The sequence below is a fragment of the uncultured Roseobacter sp. genome (assembly GCF_947491795.1).
Lineage (GTDB): Bacteria > Pseudomonadota > Alphaproteobacteria > Rhodobacterales > Rhodobacteraceae > Roseobacter.
Window position 1 is genome coordinate 223,670 of record NZ_CANLKW010000004.1, and the last position, 20,080, is coordinate 243,749.

Sequence of the window (20,080 nt, forward strand, 5' to 3'; positions counted from 1 at the left end):
TGGGGAGGAAACATGGCAGACCACCTGCAACAGGGCCTGTTCTTTGACAGCATCGACAAACATTTTGGGGGCACTTATGCCCTGAGAGATGTGTCTTTGTCGGTGGGTCGTGGCGAAATCGTCGCGCTGCTGGGAGAGAACGGCGCGGGCAAATCGACGCTGATCAAAGTGCTGGGTGGCATTCACGCACCGGACGGCGGGCAGGTGCTGATTGACGGCCGGCCCTATACACATCGCCCCGCAGGATTTGGTGAGCGCCAGAAGGTTGCGTTTATCCACCAGGACCTCGGTCTGATCGAATGGATGACCGTAGCGGAAAACATTGCTCTGGCACTAGGCTATTCGCGCAAAGGCGGCATGATCCGGTGGTCAGAGGTGGAGACTTTTGCAGCAGATGCCCTGAAAAAGGTGGACTGTGTTTTTGATCCGACCACGCGTGTGGAGGACCTGACGCGGACGGAAAAATCACTGGTGGCGATTGCCCGTGCTCTGGCAGTGGACAGCGAGTTTCTGGTGCTGGACGAGCCGACAGCCTCGTTGCCGGCGGATGAGGTTGAGCGGCTTTTTACGGCACTGCGCCCTTTGCGCGAACGGGGTGTCGGGATGATTTATGTCAGTCACCGCCTCGATGAGATTTTTCAGATTGCTGACCGTGTTGCTGTCCTGCGCGATGGCGCAATGGTCGGCGTGCGCAGTATCGCGCACACAACACCCGAAGAGCTGGTCCAGAAAATTGTAGGCCGGAAAACCCGCGCCACGATGAAATCTGAGGAAGCACCTGGCGCGGATATTCTTGAGCTGAAGAACGTCAGTGTGGGCTCTGTCGGGCCGCTCTCATTTACGCTCAAACGGAATGAGATCGTCGGGCTTGTCGGGCTTCGCGGCGCGGGGCACGAGGCAATTTCCCGCGCGCTCTTCGGCCTCGCCGCGTTTTCCGGACAGGTCAGTCTGAATGGTACCGCGCCGGACCTGAGCAACCCGCAGGCGGCACTGACGTCTGGCATCGGGCTGGTTGCGCGCGACCGGACCGAAGAATCCGTAGCGATGAACCTGTCCATCCGGGAAAACACATTCCTGAACCCTGCCGCAGTTGGCCGGGGCCTGCTGAGCCTGCTGATGCCGGCACGCGAGGCTGCGCAGGCCTCTGAGATCGGCAGTGATCTGGGGCTTTCGCCGAACGATCCGACACTGGCCATCGAAGCCCTGTCGGGGGGAAATCAGCAAAAGGTCGTCATCGGAAGATGGCTGGCCACCAAAAGGCGCCTGCTGCTGTGCGAAGATCCTACCGCAGGCGTCGATGTCGGTGCCAAGGCCGAGATCTATGCGCTTCTCAACCGCGCTCTTGCCGAAGGCATCGGCATCCTGGTTGTTTCGACGGATTTCGAGGAAATCGCAACGATCTGCCACCGGGCGATCGTGTTCAGCCAGGGTGCAATAGTAGATGAGCTGTCCGGCAGCCGTCTGACCACCGAAAATCTTATCCAGTCGGCTTCGGCCGGGAATATCGCCTCCGGGGAGGAGCAAACAAATGCAATCGCTTGAATCCGGAGCACTGGAGCCGACGCGCGCAGAAATGAAAGGGCTGAGTACGGGCAAGCGTCTTATGCGTCTTTTGCCGGTATATGGCCTCGTTATTCTGACGGCCTTTCTGATCATTCTGTTCTCTGTTCTGCTGCCGAATACCTTTCCGACAATGCTGAACCTGCGGGCGATCATTTCTGACAAAGCGATTATCGCGCTGCTTTCTCTGGGCGCGATGATCCCCATGGCGGCCGGTCGCATTGATCTGACGGTCGGATACGGGATCGTGCTGTGGCATATTCTTGCGATCAGCCTGCAGACCATGATGGGTTTGCCCTGGCCGATAGCTGTCGCAATTGTGCTGATGCTTGGCGCGCTTTCCGGTTTTCTTAACGGTCTGCTTGTCGAAGTGGCGCGGATCGACAGCTTTATTGCCACGCTCGGCACGGGCACTGTGCTTTATGCGCTGGCGCTCTGGCACACAGGCGGGCGGCAGATGGTGGGTGTCCTGCCTGACGGGTTTTATGCACTCAGCACAACCTTTGTTTTCGGCATACCGATCACAGGCTACTATCTGATCGCAATCACGCTGATCATGTGGATCGTGCTCGAGTACACCCCGGTCGGACGGTATCTCTATGCCATCGGTGCAAACCAGCGTGCGGCACAGCTGAACGGCATTCCGACCCGTAAATATGTAATCGCGGCCTTTGCCACGTCCGGCGCAATGACGGCACTGGCCGGAGTTCTGCTGGCCTCCAAACTGCGGATTGGTCAGGCGTCGGTCGGGCTTGAATTCCTGCTGCCCGCACTGGTGGGGGCCTTTCTTGGGTCGACAACCATCAAGCCCGGACGCGTCAATGTCTGGGGCACCATTGTTGGTGTTGCCATTCTTGCTGTCGGTATCTCCGGGATCCAGCAGTTTGGTGGATCCTTCTGGGTCGAGCCACTCTTTAACGGCGTTACCCTGTTGGTTGCCATCGGCATCGCAGGCTACGCGCAGCGCCGTAAGGGTGCTGCAAAGAAATGAAAATCATCAGCTTCTGGGAGGAAAAAATGCTGAAAAGAACATTCCTGAACACAATGGCAGCAACTGCAATGATGGCAGCTCTTGGCATGCCGGTCAGCGCGGAAACCGCCTTTGACGGACCAACGTCGGGGCCCAAAGCCGCCGAAAGCAAAACGATCGTGGTACTGGCGGCGGACCTGAAAAACGGTGGCATTCTGGGCGTGACCAATGGTGTTGAAGAAGCCGCAGAAACAATCGGCTGGGAAGTACGCGTGCTCGACGGAGCAGGGTCGGTGCAGGGTCGTACAGCGGCGATTGGACAGGCACTGGCATTGCAGCCTGACGGTCTGATCATCAACGGTTTTGACGCAGTCGAGCAGCAGGCCGCACTCGAAGGTGTCGTTGCAGCCGACATTCCAATGGTTGCGTGGCATTCCGGCCCAAAAATCGGCTGCGACGCACCGGGCGGAATATTTGCAAATGTCTCAACAGACGCGATGACAGTTTCCGAGGTTGCCGCCAAATGGGCGATGGAGGACGGCGGCGACAAAGTCGGTGCGGTAATCTTTACTGACAGCACCTATCAGATCGCCATCGACAAGGCGGACCGGATCAAAGAGACCATCGAAGCCATGGGTGGCACGGTTCTGGAATATGTCGATACGCCGATTGCAGATACCTCAACGCGTATGGGCCCGCTGACGACAAGTCTTTTGCAAAAGCATGGTGACAGCTGGACGCACGCGCTGGCGATCAATGACCTGTACTTTGACTTCATGGGCCCCGCACTTGCTGCCGCTGGTATCAAGGGCGAAGGCTCTCCCAAGGCCGGATCAGCCGGTGATGGTTCGGAGGCCGCGTTCCAGCGGATCCGCGGTGCGCAGTACCAGGCGATCACAGTGGCCGAGCCGCTGAACCTGCAGGGCTGGCAACTCGTGGACGAACTGAACCGTGCCATCCAGGGCGAGGCCTGCTCGGGTTATGTCACGGCACCCGCTCTGGTGACGCAGGAAGGTCTGGCCAAGCTGGGCGACAGCAACGCCTTTGATCCCGACAGCCCTTACCGCGAAGCCTATTCGGCCATCTGGGGCAAGTAACCCTCCCCGGGCGGCGGGCCGGTTTCTGGTCTGCCGCCCACCTTCAAACGAATTTTTACAACCAACCGGAGGCCATGATGGCAGAGACTCCCCTCGTCGAGATGCGCAGGATCACCAAAAGGTTCGGTGGCGTTACCGCCCTTTCAGAGGTGGACCTGACCGCCCGTGCGGGTGAAGTTCTGGCCATTGTCGGTGACAACGGTGCCGGAAAATCCACGCTGATCAAGATCCTCACTGGCGTTTACCAGCCCACAGAAGGCAGCATTCTGATTGATGGCCAGGAGGTGAGCTTTGCCAGTCATGCCGAGGCAATCGAGCAGGGCATTGACGCGGTCTATCAGACCCTGGCTCTGGCGGATCACCTCGATCCTGCGGCGAATATGTTCCTGGGTAATGAACTCACCAAAAAAGTGTTCGGCATGACAATCCTGGACAACAAACGGATGCGTACGGAAACGGAGCGCGTTCTGATGGACCGTCTTGGGGTGCGCCTCAAGTCACTGGACGCGGCAACAGAAAGCCTCTCGGGTGGTCAGCGCCAGGCTGTGGCAATTGCGCGGGCCGTGTACTCGGAAGGGCTGCGCGTTCTTGTGATGGACGAGCCGACAGCCGCACTTGGTCCTCAGGAAACGGCGCGTACACTCAAGCTGATTGAAACGCTGAGGGATCAGGGGCTGGCGGTTATTCTGATCAGTCACTCTCTGGATGATGTTTTCCAGGTGTCAGACCGCATCCACGTTCAGCGCAGGGGCCGGCAGGTCGGCGTTGTCAGAACAGCAGACAGCAACACGCAGGAAGTCCTCGGACTGATCGTCGGTGCCGAGGAGGCCGCATAATGAGCGCTACAGATACAGCCCCGCAACGCCCCAGAAGTTTTGCCGACCGGGCGGAACCCTATATCGCAATCATCGGCCCTATGGTGATGATCCTCGCTATCCTGCTGTTTATGGGTGTGGTCGAACCGGCCCGGTATTTTCGCCTGAGCAATCTCAACCTTATTCTGCTGGATGCAGCACTCTATATGCCGATGGCGATGGCGATGACCTTCGTGATCACTCAGCGTGGCATCGATCTGTCTATCGGTTCGATTGCGGCGCTTTCGGGTATTCTGATGGCTTTCCTGATCAAGCAGTATGATTTCCCCGCTTGGGTCGCTGTGCCCATTGCTCTGACGCTCGGGGCTCTGATGGGCCTGATCAACGGTCTGATCATTACACGCCTCAAGGTGCCGGACCTGATCGGCACACTGGCGATGGATCTGGTCTATCGCGGGCTGGCGCTTGTGATCGCCAAGGGTCTCGTGCTCGCGCGGTTCCCGGATCTGATTACTGATATCGGACGCGGGCAGATTCCCGGGTTTATACCCATTCCGGTCGTCATTGGTATTGCCACGATGGTCGGCGGGTACTTTCTGCTGACGCGCACCTACTTTGGCCGGTATACGATCGCAATCGGCTCCAGTCCTGAATCCGCGGAACTGACGGGCATCTCTGTCAACCGTCACAAGGTCTATGCCTATGTGCTGATGGGTGCCGCCGCCGCGCTGGGGGGGCTGATGCTGACAGGTAAACTCAATGCGATCCAGGCCACCTCGGCACCTTACTTCAACCTTCATGTCATTGCGGCGGTCGTCGTCGGCGGCACCTCGCTCTTTGGCGGGCGCGCCTCGATGGTCGGCTCCTTTGCTGGTGTTCTGCTGCTCTCGATGATGATCAACGCCCTGGTGACACTGCGCATCGAGTTTTTCTGGCAGTCGGTCGCGTCCGGTGTCGTCATTGTCAGTTCGGTCGCGCTGTATACCTGGATGCAAAAGAAAGACCGTGATGGGGCAAAAGGCCTGCTTGCAGGCCTGTCGACCCCGGATGGACAAAAAATGCTGCGGTTTTCTGCAGCGATAATTGGTGTGCTGATTGCCCTTCTGGCTCTTGGCACGCTTCTGGCCGGAGAGCCCGTACCCAGCGGCTGATCCGGTTCGCGCGGGGTGGTGCAAACCGGGCGTGCAAGCCCGGCTGCATCAATGTCCCCGCAATTTTCAAAGGGAGGAACTACAATGAAAAAATTACTGACAACCAGCCTGATCGCCACGATTTCTGCGACTGGTATTGCCTGGGCCGACGGCCATGCAACACTGCCGCTCAGAGAGCTGCCGGGCATCGCGGACCGCGACTACTGGGTACCGGGCGAAGTGAACGCCGAGGGCAAACTGGAAGCACTGCAGGCCGTGGTCGGCGCAGATGCTGTTCCCTATGCGGGGACGCTGGATAATCCGGTTCAGATTGCTTTGATTTATCCGTCTGCAGACACGTCGGATTTCTGGGCACGTAACTACCTGGCGCTGACAAAACGCCTCGAACAGCTGGGCATCGCCTATGAGACGACAGAATTCGCCAGCCGCCAGATCGAGCATTCTCTGCAGTCGACTTATGCAAACCAGGTCGAACAGGACGCGGATCTGTATGACTATGTGATCTTTGGTCCGTCAGAACTCGCCATTCAGGCTGACAACATCGACAAACTGTCCGGAAATGATGGCTTTGCCACCTATGTCTGGGCATTCCATACACCGATGAAAGAACTGGAAAATCAGCCCGATGCCTGGTTTGATTTCTCGTCGGCCGCCGGTGCGCTGACCATGTGTGACTATATGCTCGGCCGTCTGGGCAACGATGTGACAATGGCCATGAACCGCGGCATTCCCGGTATCACGGACAATCAGCGTTCAGGTGATTTCAAAGCCTGTGTTGAGGAAAAAGGTGGCTGGACCACTGTCTATGAGCACTATGGCGAGTACCAGCGTGAAGGTGGTTTTGAAGGCACATCGCTGATTCTGCAGGCCTATCCCGAAGCCAAGATCATCCACAACGCCAACACCGCTATGGCGATGGGCAGCGTTGAGGCGCAGGTATCGGTTGGCAAAGAGAAAGAGATCTTCTCCACCGGCTGGGGCGGCACCGGTCTTGAGCTGGACGCGATCCGTCGCGGCGAGCTGGATGCAACGCCAATGCGCATGGGCGATGATGTTGGTGCTGCCACGGCAGAAGCCATCAAAGCTGACCTCGAAGGCCGTGCAGAAGAGCTTCCGCTCGTCTTCCTGGGCCGCATCACGGTTGCACATGATCAGATGAGTGCCGATGAAATCGATGCTCTTGAACAGGAAGCTTTCCGCTTCTCCGGTGTCGGCGCGCTTGAACGCTGAACCAGGATCAGGCGCCGGTCGCACCGGCGCCTTTTTTATTGTAACGATAGCCGCACGGCGGGTTTTTCCGCGGTGCGGCCAAAGGAGACAGTGAGATGTTCGGGGTGATCGAGGGCACAGGATTTGAAGAGCTGGCACCGGAATTTGGCGAATGCCTGATTGGTCATGCGAGGGTCGAACGCCTCTGGACGGGCGCGCGGTGGTCAGAAGGCCCTGTCTGGTTTGCAGCCGGAAGATACCTTGTCTGGTCAGACATTCCCAACAACCGCATGATGCGCTGGGACGAAACCGACGGATCGGTTTCGGTATTCCGCCAGCCTTCCAATAACTCAAACGGCAATACCATCGACGGACAGGGGCGTATGGTCACCTGCGAGCATCTTGCACGGCGCATCACGCGCACAGAGCATGATGGCAGCGTTACAGTGATCGCCGACAGTTTTGAAGGCAAACGCCTGAATTCCCCGAACGATGTGGTGGTCAGATCGGATGGTACGATCTGGTTCACAGACCCGTCTTACGGCATCCTCATGGACTATGAAGGCGACCGAGCGGAGAGTGAAATCGGGGCCTGCCACGTCTATTGTGTGAACCCGGCGACCGGCGACATCCGCATTGTCGCCGACGACTACGTAAAACCGAACGGGCTGGCGTTTTCGCCGGATGAAAGCGCGCTTTATATCGCGGACACGGGCATTACACATGATGCGGATGGCCCAAAACATATCCGCCGGCATGCAGTGGCGGCTGACAACACGCTGTCGGGTGGCGAAATCATCGCGGAATGCACGGCGGGCGTTTTTGATGGTTTCCGCTTTGATCGTGACGGGCGCATCTGGACCTCGGCTGCTGACGGGGTGCACTGCCTGAATGCCAGCGGCGACCTGATCGGCAAGGTTCTCATTCCCGAGATGGTGGCAAACGTCTGCTTTGGCGGTTCGAAACTCAACCGGCTTTTCATCTGTGGCACAACCTCGCTTTATTCCGTGTATCTGAATGTGAACGGTGCACGCTGATGGCATTTACAACACAAAGCACGGTTCTGACCCACGCCGGGGTGCTCGCGATGCTTCAGGCAGGCGTGCGCAAAGCCGAAGAGATCGAGCAGCCACAGTGCATCGTCATCGTTGATGCCAGCGGCGAGGTGCTGGGTGAAATCCGCATGACCGGAGCCAAGTTTCTCAGCCGAAAAAGTGCGCGCTCAAAAGCACGCACAGCGGCTTCCATCGGGGGCGCTACAACCGCTATTCCCGAAGCGGTCAGACCTGCGATTGCCGCCGCGACCAAAGGTGAAATGACCGGCCTTGGTGGCGGGCTTCCCATTCGCATGGGCGGCGTATTGCTGGGTGGTATCGGCGTAGGGTCAGGCAGTCCGGATCAGGACCTGGCAGTTGCCGGCGCTGCGCTGGAAGCCATAGGTGCAGACACCTGACCGCAAATCGACGAATTGGAGAACAGGAATGAGCGAACGGATCGCACTGATAGGTGCCGGCGCGATGGGGGGTGCCATCGGCACGCGGTTGCTGGAAACAGGTAACGAGCTTGCCGTGTTTGACCTCGATGCAGAAAAGGTCGCCGTTCTTGTGGAAAAAGGCGCAGTTGCCGCGGCGAGCGCGTCAGTGGCGGCATCAGAGGCCGACTTTGTCATCACCAGCCTGAATGCGGCACATATTGTGGATCGCGCTGTCTTTGGCGCGGGCGGTATTTCGGAGGGCGCGCGGCCCGGTACAGTAATCATCGACATGTCATCCATCGCACCGGATGCCACGCGCGATCTGGCCGAAAGGGCCGCGGAAAAGGGATTGATGTGGGTGGACAGCCCCTTGTCAGGCGGCGCGCCCAAAGCCCTGACCGGCGATTTGACGCTGATGGCGGGCGGGGAGGCAGAGGCAGTGGAAAAGGCGCACCGAGCGCTCCGCCATGTCGCATCCAACTATACTCATATGGGCCCGCCTGGGGCAGGACAGACAACGAAACTGATCAATCAGGTACTTTGTGGACTTGGATTTCTGGCGGTGGCCGAAGCCACCCAGCTGGCGCTCGATGCCGGAGTGGATGCGGAAAAAATCCCGCAGGCTCTGAAAGGGGGACGCGCAGACAGCGCCTTGCTACAGGAATACCTGCCGCGCTTTGCAACAAAAGATTATCGCCGTACCGGCCGGATCGATAATATGGTCAAAGACCTGAATGCAGTACAGGATCTGGCACGGGCCACCGGCACGTCAATGCCGATGACCGCGCTCTGCGCCGAGGTGCACAGGATGTTGACGGCAGCTGGCCTGGGAGGCGAGGATCAGGCCGCCGTCATGGAGTTCTTCAGCGGCGCAAAAGAGGAGATCACGGGGTGACGGGGCCGATCCTTTTACGGGCCAGGGGAAATGGAGCGGCTGTTTGACGGCTCCTGTAACCATGCGTGACGTGGCCCGCGAAGTCGGGGTTTCACCGATGACTGTGTCCCGCGCCTTGCGGGGAGATGGTACCGTCAGCCAGAAAACCCGCGACACGATCCGCGCCGCCGCTGACCGCTTGGGATATGTATACGATACGACGGCTCAGGCATTCCGCGCGCAAAAGAGCGGTTTTGTGGCCGTCACGCTGCCCTCCATCGACAATGCCAACTTTGCGGCTACGCATCGCGGACTGACAGAGGTGCTGTCCGAAACAGGGCTACAGATCCTGCTGGGAAGTACGAACTATTCCGTCGACGCCGAAGAACGCATCGTTCGGCAACTGCTCGAGCGCAAACCCGAAGCCATCATCCTCACCGGTGGGCATCACTCACCGGGAACCCGTGCCTTGTTGCGGGCACGCGATATTCCCGTGGTGGAAATGTGGGATCTGCCCGAAGCTCCGTTGCAGCACACTGTGGGTTTCTCAAACCCCGATGCCATGACCGGCATTGTGGAACAACTGGCCGCCTCAGGGCGTCGTCGCCTCGCCTTTCTCGGTGCCGAAGGCGAGAGTGACCGACGGGGTGCAGAACGCTGCCGGGGCGTGATCGGGGCCGCTCAGCGTCTGGGTCTTCCCACGGTAGAGGTTCTGAGCATCGGACCTGCGCCGGTTTCGATGTCCGAAGGCGCACAGGCGGTGGCTGATATGGCCGACCGTTTGCCCGAATTTGACGCGCTGGTCTGTGTCTCTGACACGGTGGCTTTCGGCGCATTGACGGCATGTCAGCGACGCGGTGTTTCTGTCCCGGGTGATATTGCCATAACGGGGTTTGGCGCTTTTGAAATTGCGGCGGTGTCCTGTCCTGCACTGACAACCGTGGATGTGTTTGCCTACGATATCGGTGTTGCCGCCGGGGGCCTGATCACCAATGTGCTGGCCGATCCGGCTGGCAAAGACGCCGTTGTTGTCGAAACGGCGGTCCAGATCCGTCCTGGCGAAACGTCTTAGACGCCCCACGAAAAACGGCCCGGGAACATCGCCCGGGCCGCCATTTTTTTCTGCCAGAGATTACTCGGCAGGTGTGGCTTCTGCATCTGCAAGCGTCGCAACACCGGCAGCTTCGCGGCGGCCGTCATTCCAGATCGCTTTGATCAGTGCCACGCACATCAGAACCATAACGACCGAGAAGGGCAGCGCACCGATCACCATCGCTGTCTGGATGGCGGATGTCCCACCGGACAACAGCAGACCTCCGACAACAAGCCCGAGTGCTGCACCCCAGAAGAGGATGTGTGGACGGGCTTTTGGGCCTTCATCACCCGCTGCGTTGATCGTGTTCACGATCAGAACAGCCGAGTCAGCTGACGTAACAAGGAACGTCATCAGAAGGACCACGATCAGAACAGCCATACCCCAGGAGAGTATTTCTGCGATCGGCGCGAGCATGAACTCTGTCATCGCAAAAATCTTGTCGCCGTTTCCGGCATCAAAGATCACCCCATTCGCACCGCCGTTCAGTTCCAGATCGATGGCTGTACCACCGGCCCAGGAGAACCACACCATGCACATCAGGCCAGGCACGATCATCGCACCCAGAACGAATTCACGGATGCTGCGACCACGCGAGATACGCGCAAGGAACAGACCAACAAATGGTGCAAATGCAATCCACCAGGCCCAGTAGAACACAGGCCACCAGCCCTGCCACTGTGCCAGCAGGAAGGCTTCTGAACCTTCGACGCCGTCAGAGCGGTAGACGTTAAAGCTCAGCCACGGCAGCGCCAGCAGGTAATCCCACAGGCCCACAAACATCGCGGTCAGACCGAACCAGGTCGCCCCAAAGATGATGAAGAAGCCCAGCAGAACAATTGACAGAACCATGTTGATGTTCGACAGCCACTTGATGCCTTTGCCAACACCTGAGAGTGCCGACAGTGTGGAGGCGCCCATGATAAAGAGCAGCGCGACAACGATACCAACGAAATTCACCGTACCTGCGATGCTGGCACCAGCCGCATCAACCGCGCCCTCTGCGTGTACCAGGCCGGGAACGCCGATCCGGGTCAGACCCGCAACAAACTGATCAACGCCAAAGCCCAGTGTCTGTGCGACGCCGAGGATGGTGGCAACGACCGCTACGATATCAATCAGGTGTCCCAGCTTGCCGGACAGGGCCCGACCGAACAGGGGTGTCAGGGCCGACCGGATCGTCAGCGGAAGACCACGGCGGTAGCTGAAAAAGGCAAGTGCAAGACCGATAACAGCATAGCATGCCCAGGCACCTGCACCCCAGTGCAGGAAGGACCAGACATAGGCGTTTCGCACGTTGTCTTCGCCTGCCGCTGTCGCCAGTCCCTGGATCACCTGTGGGTTATTCTGGAAGTGGGCCACCGGTTCCGCGACGGCCCATGTCAGCATGCCCACGCCGATACCGGCGCCGAACATCATGGAAAACCACGAGAAATTTGAAAACTCAGGCTTGTCGTCATCAAGGCCAAGCTTCATGCGAGCGGAAGTAGGCCATACGGCGAGCCCGATACAGACGATCACGAAAAGTGCAACTGTCCAGATGTACCATGCCGCAGCATTTTTGAGGATGACACTGTTCAGCTCGCTGAGCACGCGACCTGATTGCGTGGGCCAGAAGATACACCAGACGACGAGTACGCTGATGATGACCTTACTGACGACCGTTACGTCGACGCTGAACCCCCGATAAAACCCCTTGTCGGCGGTTTTGATCGGCAGATCCATTAGTGGTGGTTCAATTGCCATTATTATCTTCTCCTTGTTGGCTTTCTGACAGTTCCCCAGCGTACGGTGCCGGATTGCAGATTTTTTAATCAAGTGAAGCACATCGCCGCTGATAAAGGAACAACTGCTTCCTCAATTCAGCCTATATCATTAATCCTGTTTGATAAGTGGAAACTTTGCTTACTATAGTTTCATAAAAAGGAAACCTTGGTTTGGCGAAACGCGCACTGCTCAGACGGTTGGGTGATGTTGATATCCGATTGATCCGGATTTTTGTCGCTGTGACAGAGTGCGGTGGTTTCGCCGCATCCGAGTTGGAGCTGAACATCGGGCGCTCGACCATTTCGAGGCATATCGCGGATCTTGAGCAGCGCCTGGGTTTGCGGCTTTGCAACCGTGGGCCATCCGGATTTTCGCTGACGGCGGAAGGAGAGCGTGTTCTGCTGTCTGCGCGCCGACTGCTCGGCTCCCTGGACGGATTTCAAACTGAAGTTGATGAAATTCATCAGACGCTCACTGGCACACTGCGGCTTGGCCTTTTTGATCAGTCCACGACAAACCCCGACGCGCATCTGGACGAGGCGATCCGCCTGTTTGATCGTTCTGCACCTGAAGTGACCCTCGAAATTGCACTGCATGCGCCGAACGTTTTGGAGGCGCAGGTCGTGGAGGGATCTCTCGATCTTGCGATTGTCCCGATACATCGCAAGTCGGCGTCACTCGTTTACCAGCCGCTTTATGATGAATTCATGACCCTCTATTGCGGCAGGGGGCACCCGTTGTTCGACAATCCACCTTCAGACAATGAGGTGCCGGACCTGAGTGCATGGAAATATGCGGGCTTTGGATTCAATTCGCCAAACCTGATCGCGGGCCAAAAGCTTGGATTACGCCGTGCTGCGCGGGTTCAGGAAGAAGAGGCTCTGTCCCTGCTGATCCAGTCCGGGTGTTATCTGGGGTACCTGGCGGATCATGTTGCGGCAACGTTTCTCGCCAACAAAAGTGTCCGGCCAATCGCGCCAGAGCACTCTGCTTATGCCAGCAGGTTTTCGGCCATTACGCGCAAACAACCAGAGCCCGACCGCAAAACGCAGGAGTTTCTGCGCTGTCTGGGCGTGGCGCATGCAGAAAACACGCGTGGTACGAGATGAGAGTGCAGGCATCGGCCTGGCCGTGGGCCTCAAATCCCATTATGGTCAGAGCGGCTGCGCCGGGCGACCGGGGGTGCACCACCGCGTGGCAGGACCAGTCAAAGACTTCAGAACAAACAGGCGGGTAACCGGTGAATACAGATTTCTCCTTCATTGACCTTTTCGCAGGCATCGGCGGTTTACGACGCGCAATGGAGAGTGTTGGCGGCAGATGCGTTTTCACGTCCGAGTGGGATCGGTTCGCGCAGAAGACTTACCAGACCAATTACCGGGATAACCGGCCGCTGGCGGGTGACATCACGACCGTGGATGCCCATGAGATACCACGGCACGACGTTCTGGTTGCCGGGTTTCCCTGTCAGCCATTTTCGATTGCAGGGGTTTCAAAAAAGAATGCCCTGGGGCGCGCGCACGGGTTCAGTGATGAAACCCAGGGAACATTGTTCTTTGATGTGCTGCGTATTCTGAAACATCACCGACCCGCTGCATTCTTGTTGGAGAATGTGAAAAATCTGACCAGTCATGACGGTGGCCGAACTTTCGATGTCATTCGACGCAAACTGAAAAACGAGTTGGGTTATGATCTGCACTACCGGGTGATCGATGCCGCACATTACCTGCCGCAGCACCGCGAAAGAATTGTGATTGTGGGTTTCCGCGAAGCCACAGCTTTCAGCTTTGATGATCTGCAATTGCCGCCCCGCGGTCAGCACAGGATGCGGGATATTCTGCACCCTGAGGACGGGTCCGAACACCCCGAGGGCCCCTTTACCCAAGGATCGCAGGCGCAGGTTGCGCAAAAGTATGTTCTGAGTGACAAGCTCTGGGCTTATCTCCAGGCCTATGCGGCCAAACACCGGGCGGCGGGCAACGGGTTTGGCTTTGGGCTTGTAGGCCCTGGGGATATCGCGCGCACACTTTCGGCGCGCTATTATAAAGACGGTTCCGAGATACTTGTCAGCAGGGCCGCCGGAGAAAACCCGCGCCGCCTGACGCCCCGCGAATGCGCGCGTCTTATGGGATATCCCGACAGTTTCAGGATCGAAGTTTCTGATACACAGGCATATCGCCAGTTCGGTAATTCCGTGGCGGTCCCGGTGTTCGCAGACGTTGCAAAACTGATGCATCCGCATTTCATGCCTGCCGTTGCGGCGCTGGTGGTGGAAAGCTGATTGCTGTGGCAGATGTCCATTCCAAAGAAGTGCGCCGCAAAAACATGTCGCGCATCCGTGCCCGCGATACCCGGCCTGAACTGATCGTGCGGCGCGGGCTTCATGCTCTTGGTTTCCGGTTCAGGCTGCATGACAAAAGACTGCCAGGGAAGCCCGACCTGGTTTTGCCGAAACATCATGCAGTAATTTTCGTGCACGGTTGTTTCTGGCATGGGCACGACTGTGCGATGTTCAGGTGGCCAGCAACGCGGCCGGAGTTCTGGCGATCAAAAATTGAAGGCAATCAACAGCGTGATGCGCGCCAGCTCGCGGCGCTCAAGCAGGCTGGCTGGCGTTGTGCACTGGTCTGGGAGTGCGCCCTGAAAGGTCCCGGGCGGTTGCCGGCGGGCGATGTCCCGAAAACCCTGGCCGCGTGGCTGACCGGTTCCGAGCGGAACCTTTCTGTCAGGGGAACAGAATAGCCTGTTGCACTGCATAAAATCACTGTCCGGCATGCCTTTGTCGCAACAGTTGTTGACATGTGAAACCACTTGGCCGAACGATTAAAACAGGCCCCGGCAAGGGGCGTCCGGAGACAGCGGTCGTGAGCGATCACAGTATCATCCATGCCTTTTCAAACGTTGGAAAGCTGAGCGGCGGCCGTCATTTCCCAGGGTTTCCTCTCGCTGCCGGAAAACGCAGTTACCTGGTCGGGCCGCGAAACCTTCAGCGTATCAACGTCAAAACAGGCGATCTGCTCAGTCTGGATCTGACGGGTGGAGATGGTGTGTCCGTTGCAGCCTTTGATGACACGGGCGCTGATGCCTCCGCCGCTCTGGGACTGGCTGGCGCGGACATCAGAAGTACCGATGTAACACAGACGGCCGAACTGGTTGCCTGGATAGCGTCTCAGGGTGGCCGTCTGAACGGCCACATTCACTGTACTGATGTACCCCCCCAACCAGAGCCTGTCGTGCTGAAGTGCACCGCACCCTGTTCCGTCTGGATATTGCACGCAGCCGAGGCGGATGCGCTGGTTTCCGGTGAAGGTGGCGGAACGGTGCATGTATCACATCAGTCTGCCGGAGCCGGAGCGCTGATGCTGCCAGAGCCGCTGGGCGAGATACGCGAAGAGTTCACCGTTCCCCGGGCCAGCGCCATCGGGTACGAGGTGCGGCGCGGCGAAGTGTTGCAGATCATCGATGCGGAAGGACAGCAGTGTTCTGATTTTCAGGCATTTCGCGCGGCGTCGCTGGATATAGGCCGCGAGCATATGATCGATGCCACGGCAACACGCAGCATGGTCAGGCGTGCCTTTCCGGGGCCGGGCCTCGCGGACAAGTTTTTTGACCAGAATATGGTGCCGATGCTGAAAGTCATTCAGGACACCTGCGGGCGTCACGATACCTTTGGACTTGCCTGTACGGCGCGCGGATACGAAGAACGCGGCTTCCCAGGTCACGTAAACTGTTCTGATAATATCTCGCACGCTCTGGAGCAGTTCGGCGTGGAAAAACGCACGGCCTGGCCTGCGATAAACTTCTTCTGGAATACCTGGATTGACCCGCACCACCACCTGATGACCGAAGAAAGCTATTCGCGGCCAGGTGACTATGTTGCGATGGAAGCGATGGATGATCTGGTGTGCGTCACAACCGCCTGTCCGGACGATATTGACCCGATCAATGGATGGAACCCGACCGATGTCCACGTGCGGATTTACCGACCCGAAAGCCGTATCCAGCGGGCGGTTGCCTACAGGCCAAAAGAGGACGCTCCGATGCTGATCAGCCGCGAGTCCGCCTTCCATCCCCGTCTGGCGCCGCAAACAGAACACTTTGCACCAGCCCGCGATCTGTGGACACCTGTCAGCTTTCCGGCCCATGGCACTTTGGGAGAGTACTGGGCCTGCAGGGACGCCGTAAGCTTGCAGGACATGAGCGGTTTGCGAAAGTTTGACATCATCGGGCCGGATGCGGAACGTCTGATGCAGAGCGCGCTGACGCGTGACATCAGCAGGCTCGCCGTCTGGCGGGGGACCTATGCGCTTATCTGTGACGAAAGTGGCGAAGTCATTGATGATGGGACGTTGTTCCGCCTCGGCCAGCAGCTCTTCCGCTGGTGTTGCGGCTCAGAGGAAAGCGGGCGCTGGCTGACACGGATGGCCCGGGAGGCAGGCTATCAGGTCAGGGTACATGATCTGCGAAATTCCCTGCCAAACCTTGCGCTGCAGGGGCCCCGTTCGCGCAGTCTTTTGGAAAAACTGGTCTTTACGCAACCGAATGTGCCCGGGCTGGAACACCTGCGCTGGTTCGGCGCGACAATTGCCCGCCTGAATGATCGCGACGGTGCACCATTCCTGCTCACCCGTACTGGGTACACCGGCGAACTGGGGTTTGAGATTTTCTGTGCTGAATCTGATGCGTTGACCATCTGGGACGCGCTGACGGATGCCGGGCAGGCGTTCGGCCTGAAACCAATGGGGTCTGCCGCATTGGAAATGCTGCGCGTTGAAGCGGGGCTGGCAGCCGCGGGCGCAGAGTTTGCACCCGGTGTTGATGCGTTGGAAGCGGGGCTGGGGTTCGCGGTCGATTTCCGAAAGCAGCAGTTCTGCGGACGTGCGGCCCTCGAGAGAAATGCAAAAGACCCCCGGCGCAGTCTCAGAGGGTTGATTTTTGACTGCGATGATGTTCCGGCCGCAGGGTGTCCTGTATTCAATGGCGAACGTCAGGTCGGTGTGATTACCTCAGCCACACGGTCGCCGCTGTTGCAGACATCTGTGGCCATGGCGCGGCTGGCGGTCGAGCATGCTGGGACCGGAACGGTTCTGGAGGTCGGTCAACTGGACGGTCACATGAAACGGCTGACCGCGACCGTGGCAGATGTACCCTTTGTTGATCCGGAGCGGAAAAAACCCAGAGCCTGAGGCCGTGTACTGACCGGAAAGCCAGGAGCCGCCCAAAGGCGGCCCGGCGCTTTAATCGATGTCAGTCTGTGTCACAACATAGGGCGTGATAATCCCGCAGGTCACGTCATAGCAGAGCTGCTTGGCATAGCGTGGCCGTGTGAAGACAAAGTTGTTGATGTCACGGTTGGCCAGGCCCAGATCAAACAGCGGGTCGAACTCTGTGCTCGTCTCTACCACGATAATCTGGTCGTTGTGCGGCATGACCGGCAGGCGTTCGTCCCAGTCGGCAACGTTGGTGGTGGTCAGCGGGAAGAAGTCTCCGCGCACCTGGGACCAGACGATTTCATAATCGCCGGCGTTACCATTGTACTGGACAACAGACACCCGCATGTGCGAGTCGCCAACCGCACGGGTAAGTTCGTCAAACAGGTCCCGCGCGCCGTCCAGGAAGCCTGCATCCAGCGGGGTTGCCTGGCGCGAAATCATGTCAGAGATCGTGTATGTGGCTTTTTGGTTGTTTGTGTATTGGCGGTAGGCGTCAAAGATCGAGAACATTCCCAGATAGGCCCAGAAGACCAGCGGCAGAATGATCATCGCTTCGATGGCCACGTTGCCGTCCTCTGCGCGGCGGAACCGTCTAAGGAATGCGGACAGGGTTCTCACTGTGGTCATCATACACCCGGCTCCTGTACAAAGGCCGACGTTGCCATCATTTTGGCCTGTCCGGCGTTGTCTTTGACATAGTGAAAACCAAGACCGGTGGTCGGAAAGATGGGATCAAATTTCACGCAGGCGCGCAGCAGCATCAGGTCATGCTCCTGTCCTGTCTGATAGTTGGGCGGATCCGCGCTGGTGATCGGTTCGGACCGGTCAACGCAGTCAACATCGGCGTCCAGACCAACGTAGTTGCGCGGGTCAACGACGATCATCTCCAGCTTCAGGCTGTCGGTGCAGTCGGGGATGAACCCGGCATTGTTGCAGATCACCAGTTTCAGCGCGTCATGCGAAGGCACTGCCCCTGTGTTCAGCCGCACCTGGCGCACAGCGATATCGAGGCCGCGGTCGAGCCACATCTGACGCATGGAATACATGCCAAGTTCTACGGATGACAGGAAGGCCGTGAAGAGGATCGGCACCAGCAGCACGAATTCGATCGCTACCTGACCGTCTTCCTTTTTTCTGAACGACCTCAGAAAGGTAAGGGTTCGCTGTATCATTGGGTCAGCCTCAGTTCGTTGATCTGGCGGGCGATGGACTTGAACGCCGTTGCAATCTCCACACCCTGCACATTGTACGAGAATGCCGGGGTCGTCGCGCAGTTGCGCATCTGGGTAACGGCGGCGCTCGGTGCTTCAAAGGCGATGGTGTAGATTACAATTCCCTGAGCCTTGGCCTTGTCGCACATCGAATAGAAGCGGTTGATATTGGTACTGCCGCTGGAGATCGTCTCGCGGTCTGACGAACGTGCACCAAGGTGTTTGGTCGGGTTCAGTTCATGATTGGGATCTTTCGGACGCAGCTGGCTGGTGATTTTACCATCTGTCATCAGCACGATGAATTTGCGGGTATCCGTGTCTGTAAAGGGTGCAGGCCGGTCAGCGAACTGTGGTGGCACCAGGTTTGCTGTCTCCAGCGCCCGGAAGGTCGAGTTGGACGTCGGGTTGAGCAGCGCGGCGGCATACTTCATGCCATAGTGCGTGCCCGTGCCATCATGCAGGCGCATGGTGTTGATGAATGCCTGCAGATTGCCCAGATTGTTCTGCGCATACTGGATGGCGGTATTGTTCAGCGGGCACCATCCCCAGTCCATCGTGGGGGCATCGATTGCCCAGTTCATGAAATGCGGAGTCTGATCGTATCCGCCCGACGGCAGATCGATGTTGTTAAAGTCGCTGCTGTCCAGTTCGAGACAGGCTGACCGGTCGTTGTAAGACACGTAGCTGGTTTCGGTTACGGTATCGCCGTTGTCGTCGGTATATTCATTGGTCACGTCGCCGCCATAAGGCTGCTCCTCGCCGTTCACGGTGATCGTATCGGCAAACTGAACGCCTCCGGCGCGGTTGAACACGATGGGCCCGGGGTTGGTCTGTCCGGCATAGGGAATCACGTTGATCGATGTTGTGGTGCCTGCCTGGCCATCCAGAACGGCAGCGAGGAACTCATTTGCGGCTACCCGCAGCTTGCCGATGCGGTCGTCGAATCGCATGGAGCCCGAGATGTCGAGGACGAGTGAAATCTCTGTTTTCTCAATGACTTCCTCGGCCATACCGGTGGTGTAAACCGGCAGGGAGTCTGTCCCCGTCATAGCCATATAAATCGCAGGAGTCCGCGTGCGGGCCGTCGCCGCAACAATTCTGTAGTTGGTCGCAGGCAGATGGGCACCGGGCGTGATCTGAACATCGTCCAGGAATTCTGTCATGCCGGCCTTGGCGAAATAGTCGTCTACGACCTCGTCTGGTGGCAGTGGCTGATCAAGGTCTGACGCCGCAAGGATCGCGCGGTCGAGTGTGTTCTGAACCCGGGTGCGCATCATTTCATTTTGCATCAGGTCAACAGCAATGCCGCAGACCATGAGCATCATGATAATCATGAAGGTGGCGAAAATCGTCACCGTTCCTTCTTCTTCTTTGCGGAAGGCAGAGATCCTGCCAACAGTCGCCTGCCGGTTCAGCTCTTTCGTTTCTGTGCACGCACGCAGCATCACTTAACTCTCTTTCACTACCGCCCCCGCGATATTCGATTGATTGAAACGTAAGCAGGAAAATTGTTGAAAGTGAGGCCGCTCAGGATTGCCACCACAGCATGATCCATATGATTTTAAGCACTTTTTACCAGAACTTGTTGCCTGAACGCTGTAGAACAGCCGTAATTGCGTTCATTGTTAACCAACGCGAAACACCGC

Annotated in this window: 18 protein-coding genes; 14 read left to right on the plus strand and 4 right to left on the minus strand. The window is 58.0% G+C overall.

Annotated elements, in window-relative coordinates; all coding sequences use genetic code 11:
• Window positions 1-12 precede the first annotated feature (12 nt).
• The 10 genes from Q1A34_RS17630 to Q1A34_RS17675 all read left to right on the plus strand — a co-directional run bounded on the left by Q1A34_RS17630 (window position 13) and on the right by Q1A34_RS17675 (window position 10,222).
• The gene (locus Q1A34_RS17630; RefSeq protein WP_300037377.1) at window positions 13-1,542 is read left to right on the plus strand and encodes a sugar ABC transporter ATP-binding protein; all 1,530 of its coding nucleotides are present in this window, start codon (window positions 13-15) and stop codon (window positions 1,540-1,542) included.
• The gene (locus Q1A34_RS17635; RefSeq protein WP_300037380.1) at window positions 1,529-2,551 is read left to right on the plus strand and encodes an ABC transporter permease; all 1,023 of its coding nucleotides are present in this window, start codon (window positions 1,529-1,531) and stop codon (window positions 2,549-2,551) included. The genes Q1A34_RS17630 and Q1A34_RS17635 overlap by 14 nt, the downstream gene beginning before the upstream one ends.
• A 53-nt stretch (window positions 2,552-2,604) precedes the next feature.
• On the plus strand, window positions 2,605-3,627 hold the full coding sequence (locus Q1A34_RS17640) for a substrate-binding domain-containing protein (protein WP_300037383.1): 1,023 nt from the start codon (window positions 2,605-2,607) through the stop codon (window positions 3,625-3,627).
• A gap of 77 nt (window positions 3,628-3,704) precedes the next feature.
• Complete coding sequence (locus Q1A34_RS17645; protein ID WP_300037386.1) at window positions 3,705-4,463, plus strand: ATP-binding cassette domain-containing protein; 759 nt, start codon at window positions 3,705-3,707, stop codon at window positions 4,461-4,463.
• Window positions 4,463-5,593: an ABC transporter permease gene (locus tag Q1A34_RS17650; RefSeq protein WP_300037389.1), complete on the plus strand. Its 1,131-nt coding sequence runs from the start codon at window positions 4,463-4,465 to the stop codon at window positions 5,591-5,593. Before Q1A34_RS17645 ends, Q1A34_RS17650 begins: the two co-directional genes overlap by 1 nt.
• Before the next feature lie 84 nt (window positions 5,594-5,677).
• Window positions 5,678-6,823, plus strand: a complete 1,146-nt coding sequence (locus Q1A34_RS17655; protein ID WP_300037392.1) for a substrate-binding domain-containing protein — start codon at window positions 5,678-5,680, stop codon at window positions 6,821-6,823.
• A 95-nt stretch (window positions 6,824-6,918) separates the two neighbouring features.
• On the plus strand, window positions 6,919-7,839 hold the full coding sequence (locus Q1A34_RS17660; protein ID WP_300037395.1) for an SMP-30/gluconolactonase/LRE family protein: 921 nt from the start codon (window positions 6,919-6,921) through the stop codon (window positions 7,837-7,839).
• Entirely contained in the window at window positions 7,839-8,255 is a 417-nt protein-coding gene (locus Q1A34_RS17665) for a heme-binding protein (RefSeq protein WP_300037398.1), read from the plus strand. Before Q1A34_RS17660 ends, Q1A34_RS17665 begins: the two co-directional genes overlap by 1 nt.
• Before the next feature lie 28 nt (window positions 8,256-8,283).
• The gene (locus tag Q1A34_RS17670) at window positions 8,284-9,171 is read left to right on the plus strand and encodes an NAD(P)-dependent oxidoreductase (RefSeq protein WP_300037401.1); all 888 of its coding nucleotides are present in this window, start codon (window positions 8,284-8,286) and stop codon (window positions 9,169-9,171) included.
• 43 nt (window positions 9,172-9,214) lie between these two features.
• Window positions 9,215-10,222, plus strand: coding sequence for a LacI family DNA-binding transcriptional regulator (locus Q1A34_RS17675; protein WP_300037404.1), 1,008 nt, complete (start codon window positions 9,215-9,217; stop codon window positions 10,220-10,222).
• A gap of 60 nt (window positions 10,223-10,282) precedes the next feature.
• Here the strand turns inward: Q1A34_RS17675 and Q1A34_RS17680 are convergent, their stop codons facing one another.
• On the minus strand, window positions 10,283-11,989 hold the full coding sequence (locus Q1A34_RS17680) for a BCCT family transporter (RefSeq protein WP_300037407.1): 1,707 nt from the start codon (window positions 11,987-11,989) through the stop codon (window positions 10,283-10,285).
• 191 nt (window positions 11,990-12,180) lie between these two features.
• On the opposite strand from Q1A34_RS17680, the gene Q1A34_RS17685 reads away from it, so the two are divergent.
• The 4 genes from Q1A34_RS17685 (at window position 12,181) to Q1A34_RS17700 (ending at window position 17,196) form a co-directional block, all read left to right on the plus strand.
• Window positions 12,181-13,119, plus strand: a complete 939-nt coding sequence (locus Q1A34_RS17685) for a LysR family transcriptional regulator (RefSeq protein ID WP_300037410.1) — start codon at window positions 12,181-12,183, stop codon at window positions 13,117-13,119.
• Window positions 13,120-13,250: 131 nt separating this feature from the next.
• Window positions 13,251-14,291, plus strand: coding sequence for a DNA (cytosine-5-)-methyltransferase (dcm, locus tag Q1A34_RS17690; protein ID WP_300037413.1), 1,041 nt, complete (start codon window positions 13,251-13,253; stop codon window positions 14,289-14,291).
• 5 nt (window positions 14,292-14,296) lie between these two features.
• On the plus strand, window positions 14,297-14,752 hold the full coding sequence (locus Q1A34_RS17695) for a very short patch repair endonuclease (protein ID WP_300037416.1): 456 nt from the start codon (window positions 14,297-14,299) through the stop codon (window positions 14,750-14,752).
• Between the two features lie 122 nt (window positions 14,753-14,874).
• Window positions 14,875-17,196, plus strand: coding sequence for a DUF1989 domain-containing protein (locus tag Q1A34_RS17700; protein ID WP_300037419.1), 2,322 nt, complete (start codon window positions 14,875-14,877; stop codon window positions 17,194-17,196).
• 51 nt (window positions 17,197-17,247) lie between these two features.
• On the opposite strand, the gene Q1A34_RS17705 is transcribed toward Q1A34_RS17700, so the two are convergent.
• Genes Q1A34_RS17705 through Q1A34_RS17715 form a run of 3 tightly spaced genes read right to left on the minus strand, consistent with a single transcriptional unit; the run spans window position 17,248 to window position 19,879 of the window.
• Window positions 17,248-17,853 (minus strand): TadE/TadG family type IV pilus assembly protein, encoded by a 606-nt coding sequence (locus Q1A34_RS17705; protein WP_300037422.1) that lies wholly within the window; start codon window positions 17,851-17,853, stop codon window positions 17,248-17,250.
• A complete protein-coding gene (locus Q1A34_RS17710) occupies window positions 17,850-18,395 on the minus strand; it encodes a TadE family protein (RefSeq protein ID WP_300037425.1) in 546 nt (181 codons plus the stop codon). Before Q1A34_RS17710 ends, Q1A34_RS17705 begins: the two co-directional genes overlap by 4 nt.
• Window positions 18,392-19,879: a TadE/TadG family type IV pilus assembly protein gene (locus tag Q1A34_RS17715; protein ID WP_300037576.1), complete on the minus strand. Its 1,488-nt coding sequence runs from the start codon at window positions 19,877-19,879 to the stop codon at window positions 18,392-18,394. The genes Q1A34_RS17710 and Q1A34_RS17715 overlap by 4 nt, the downstream gene beginning before the upstream one ends.
• Window positions 19,880-20,080: the final 201 nt, after the last annotated feature.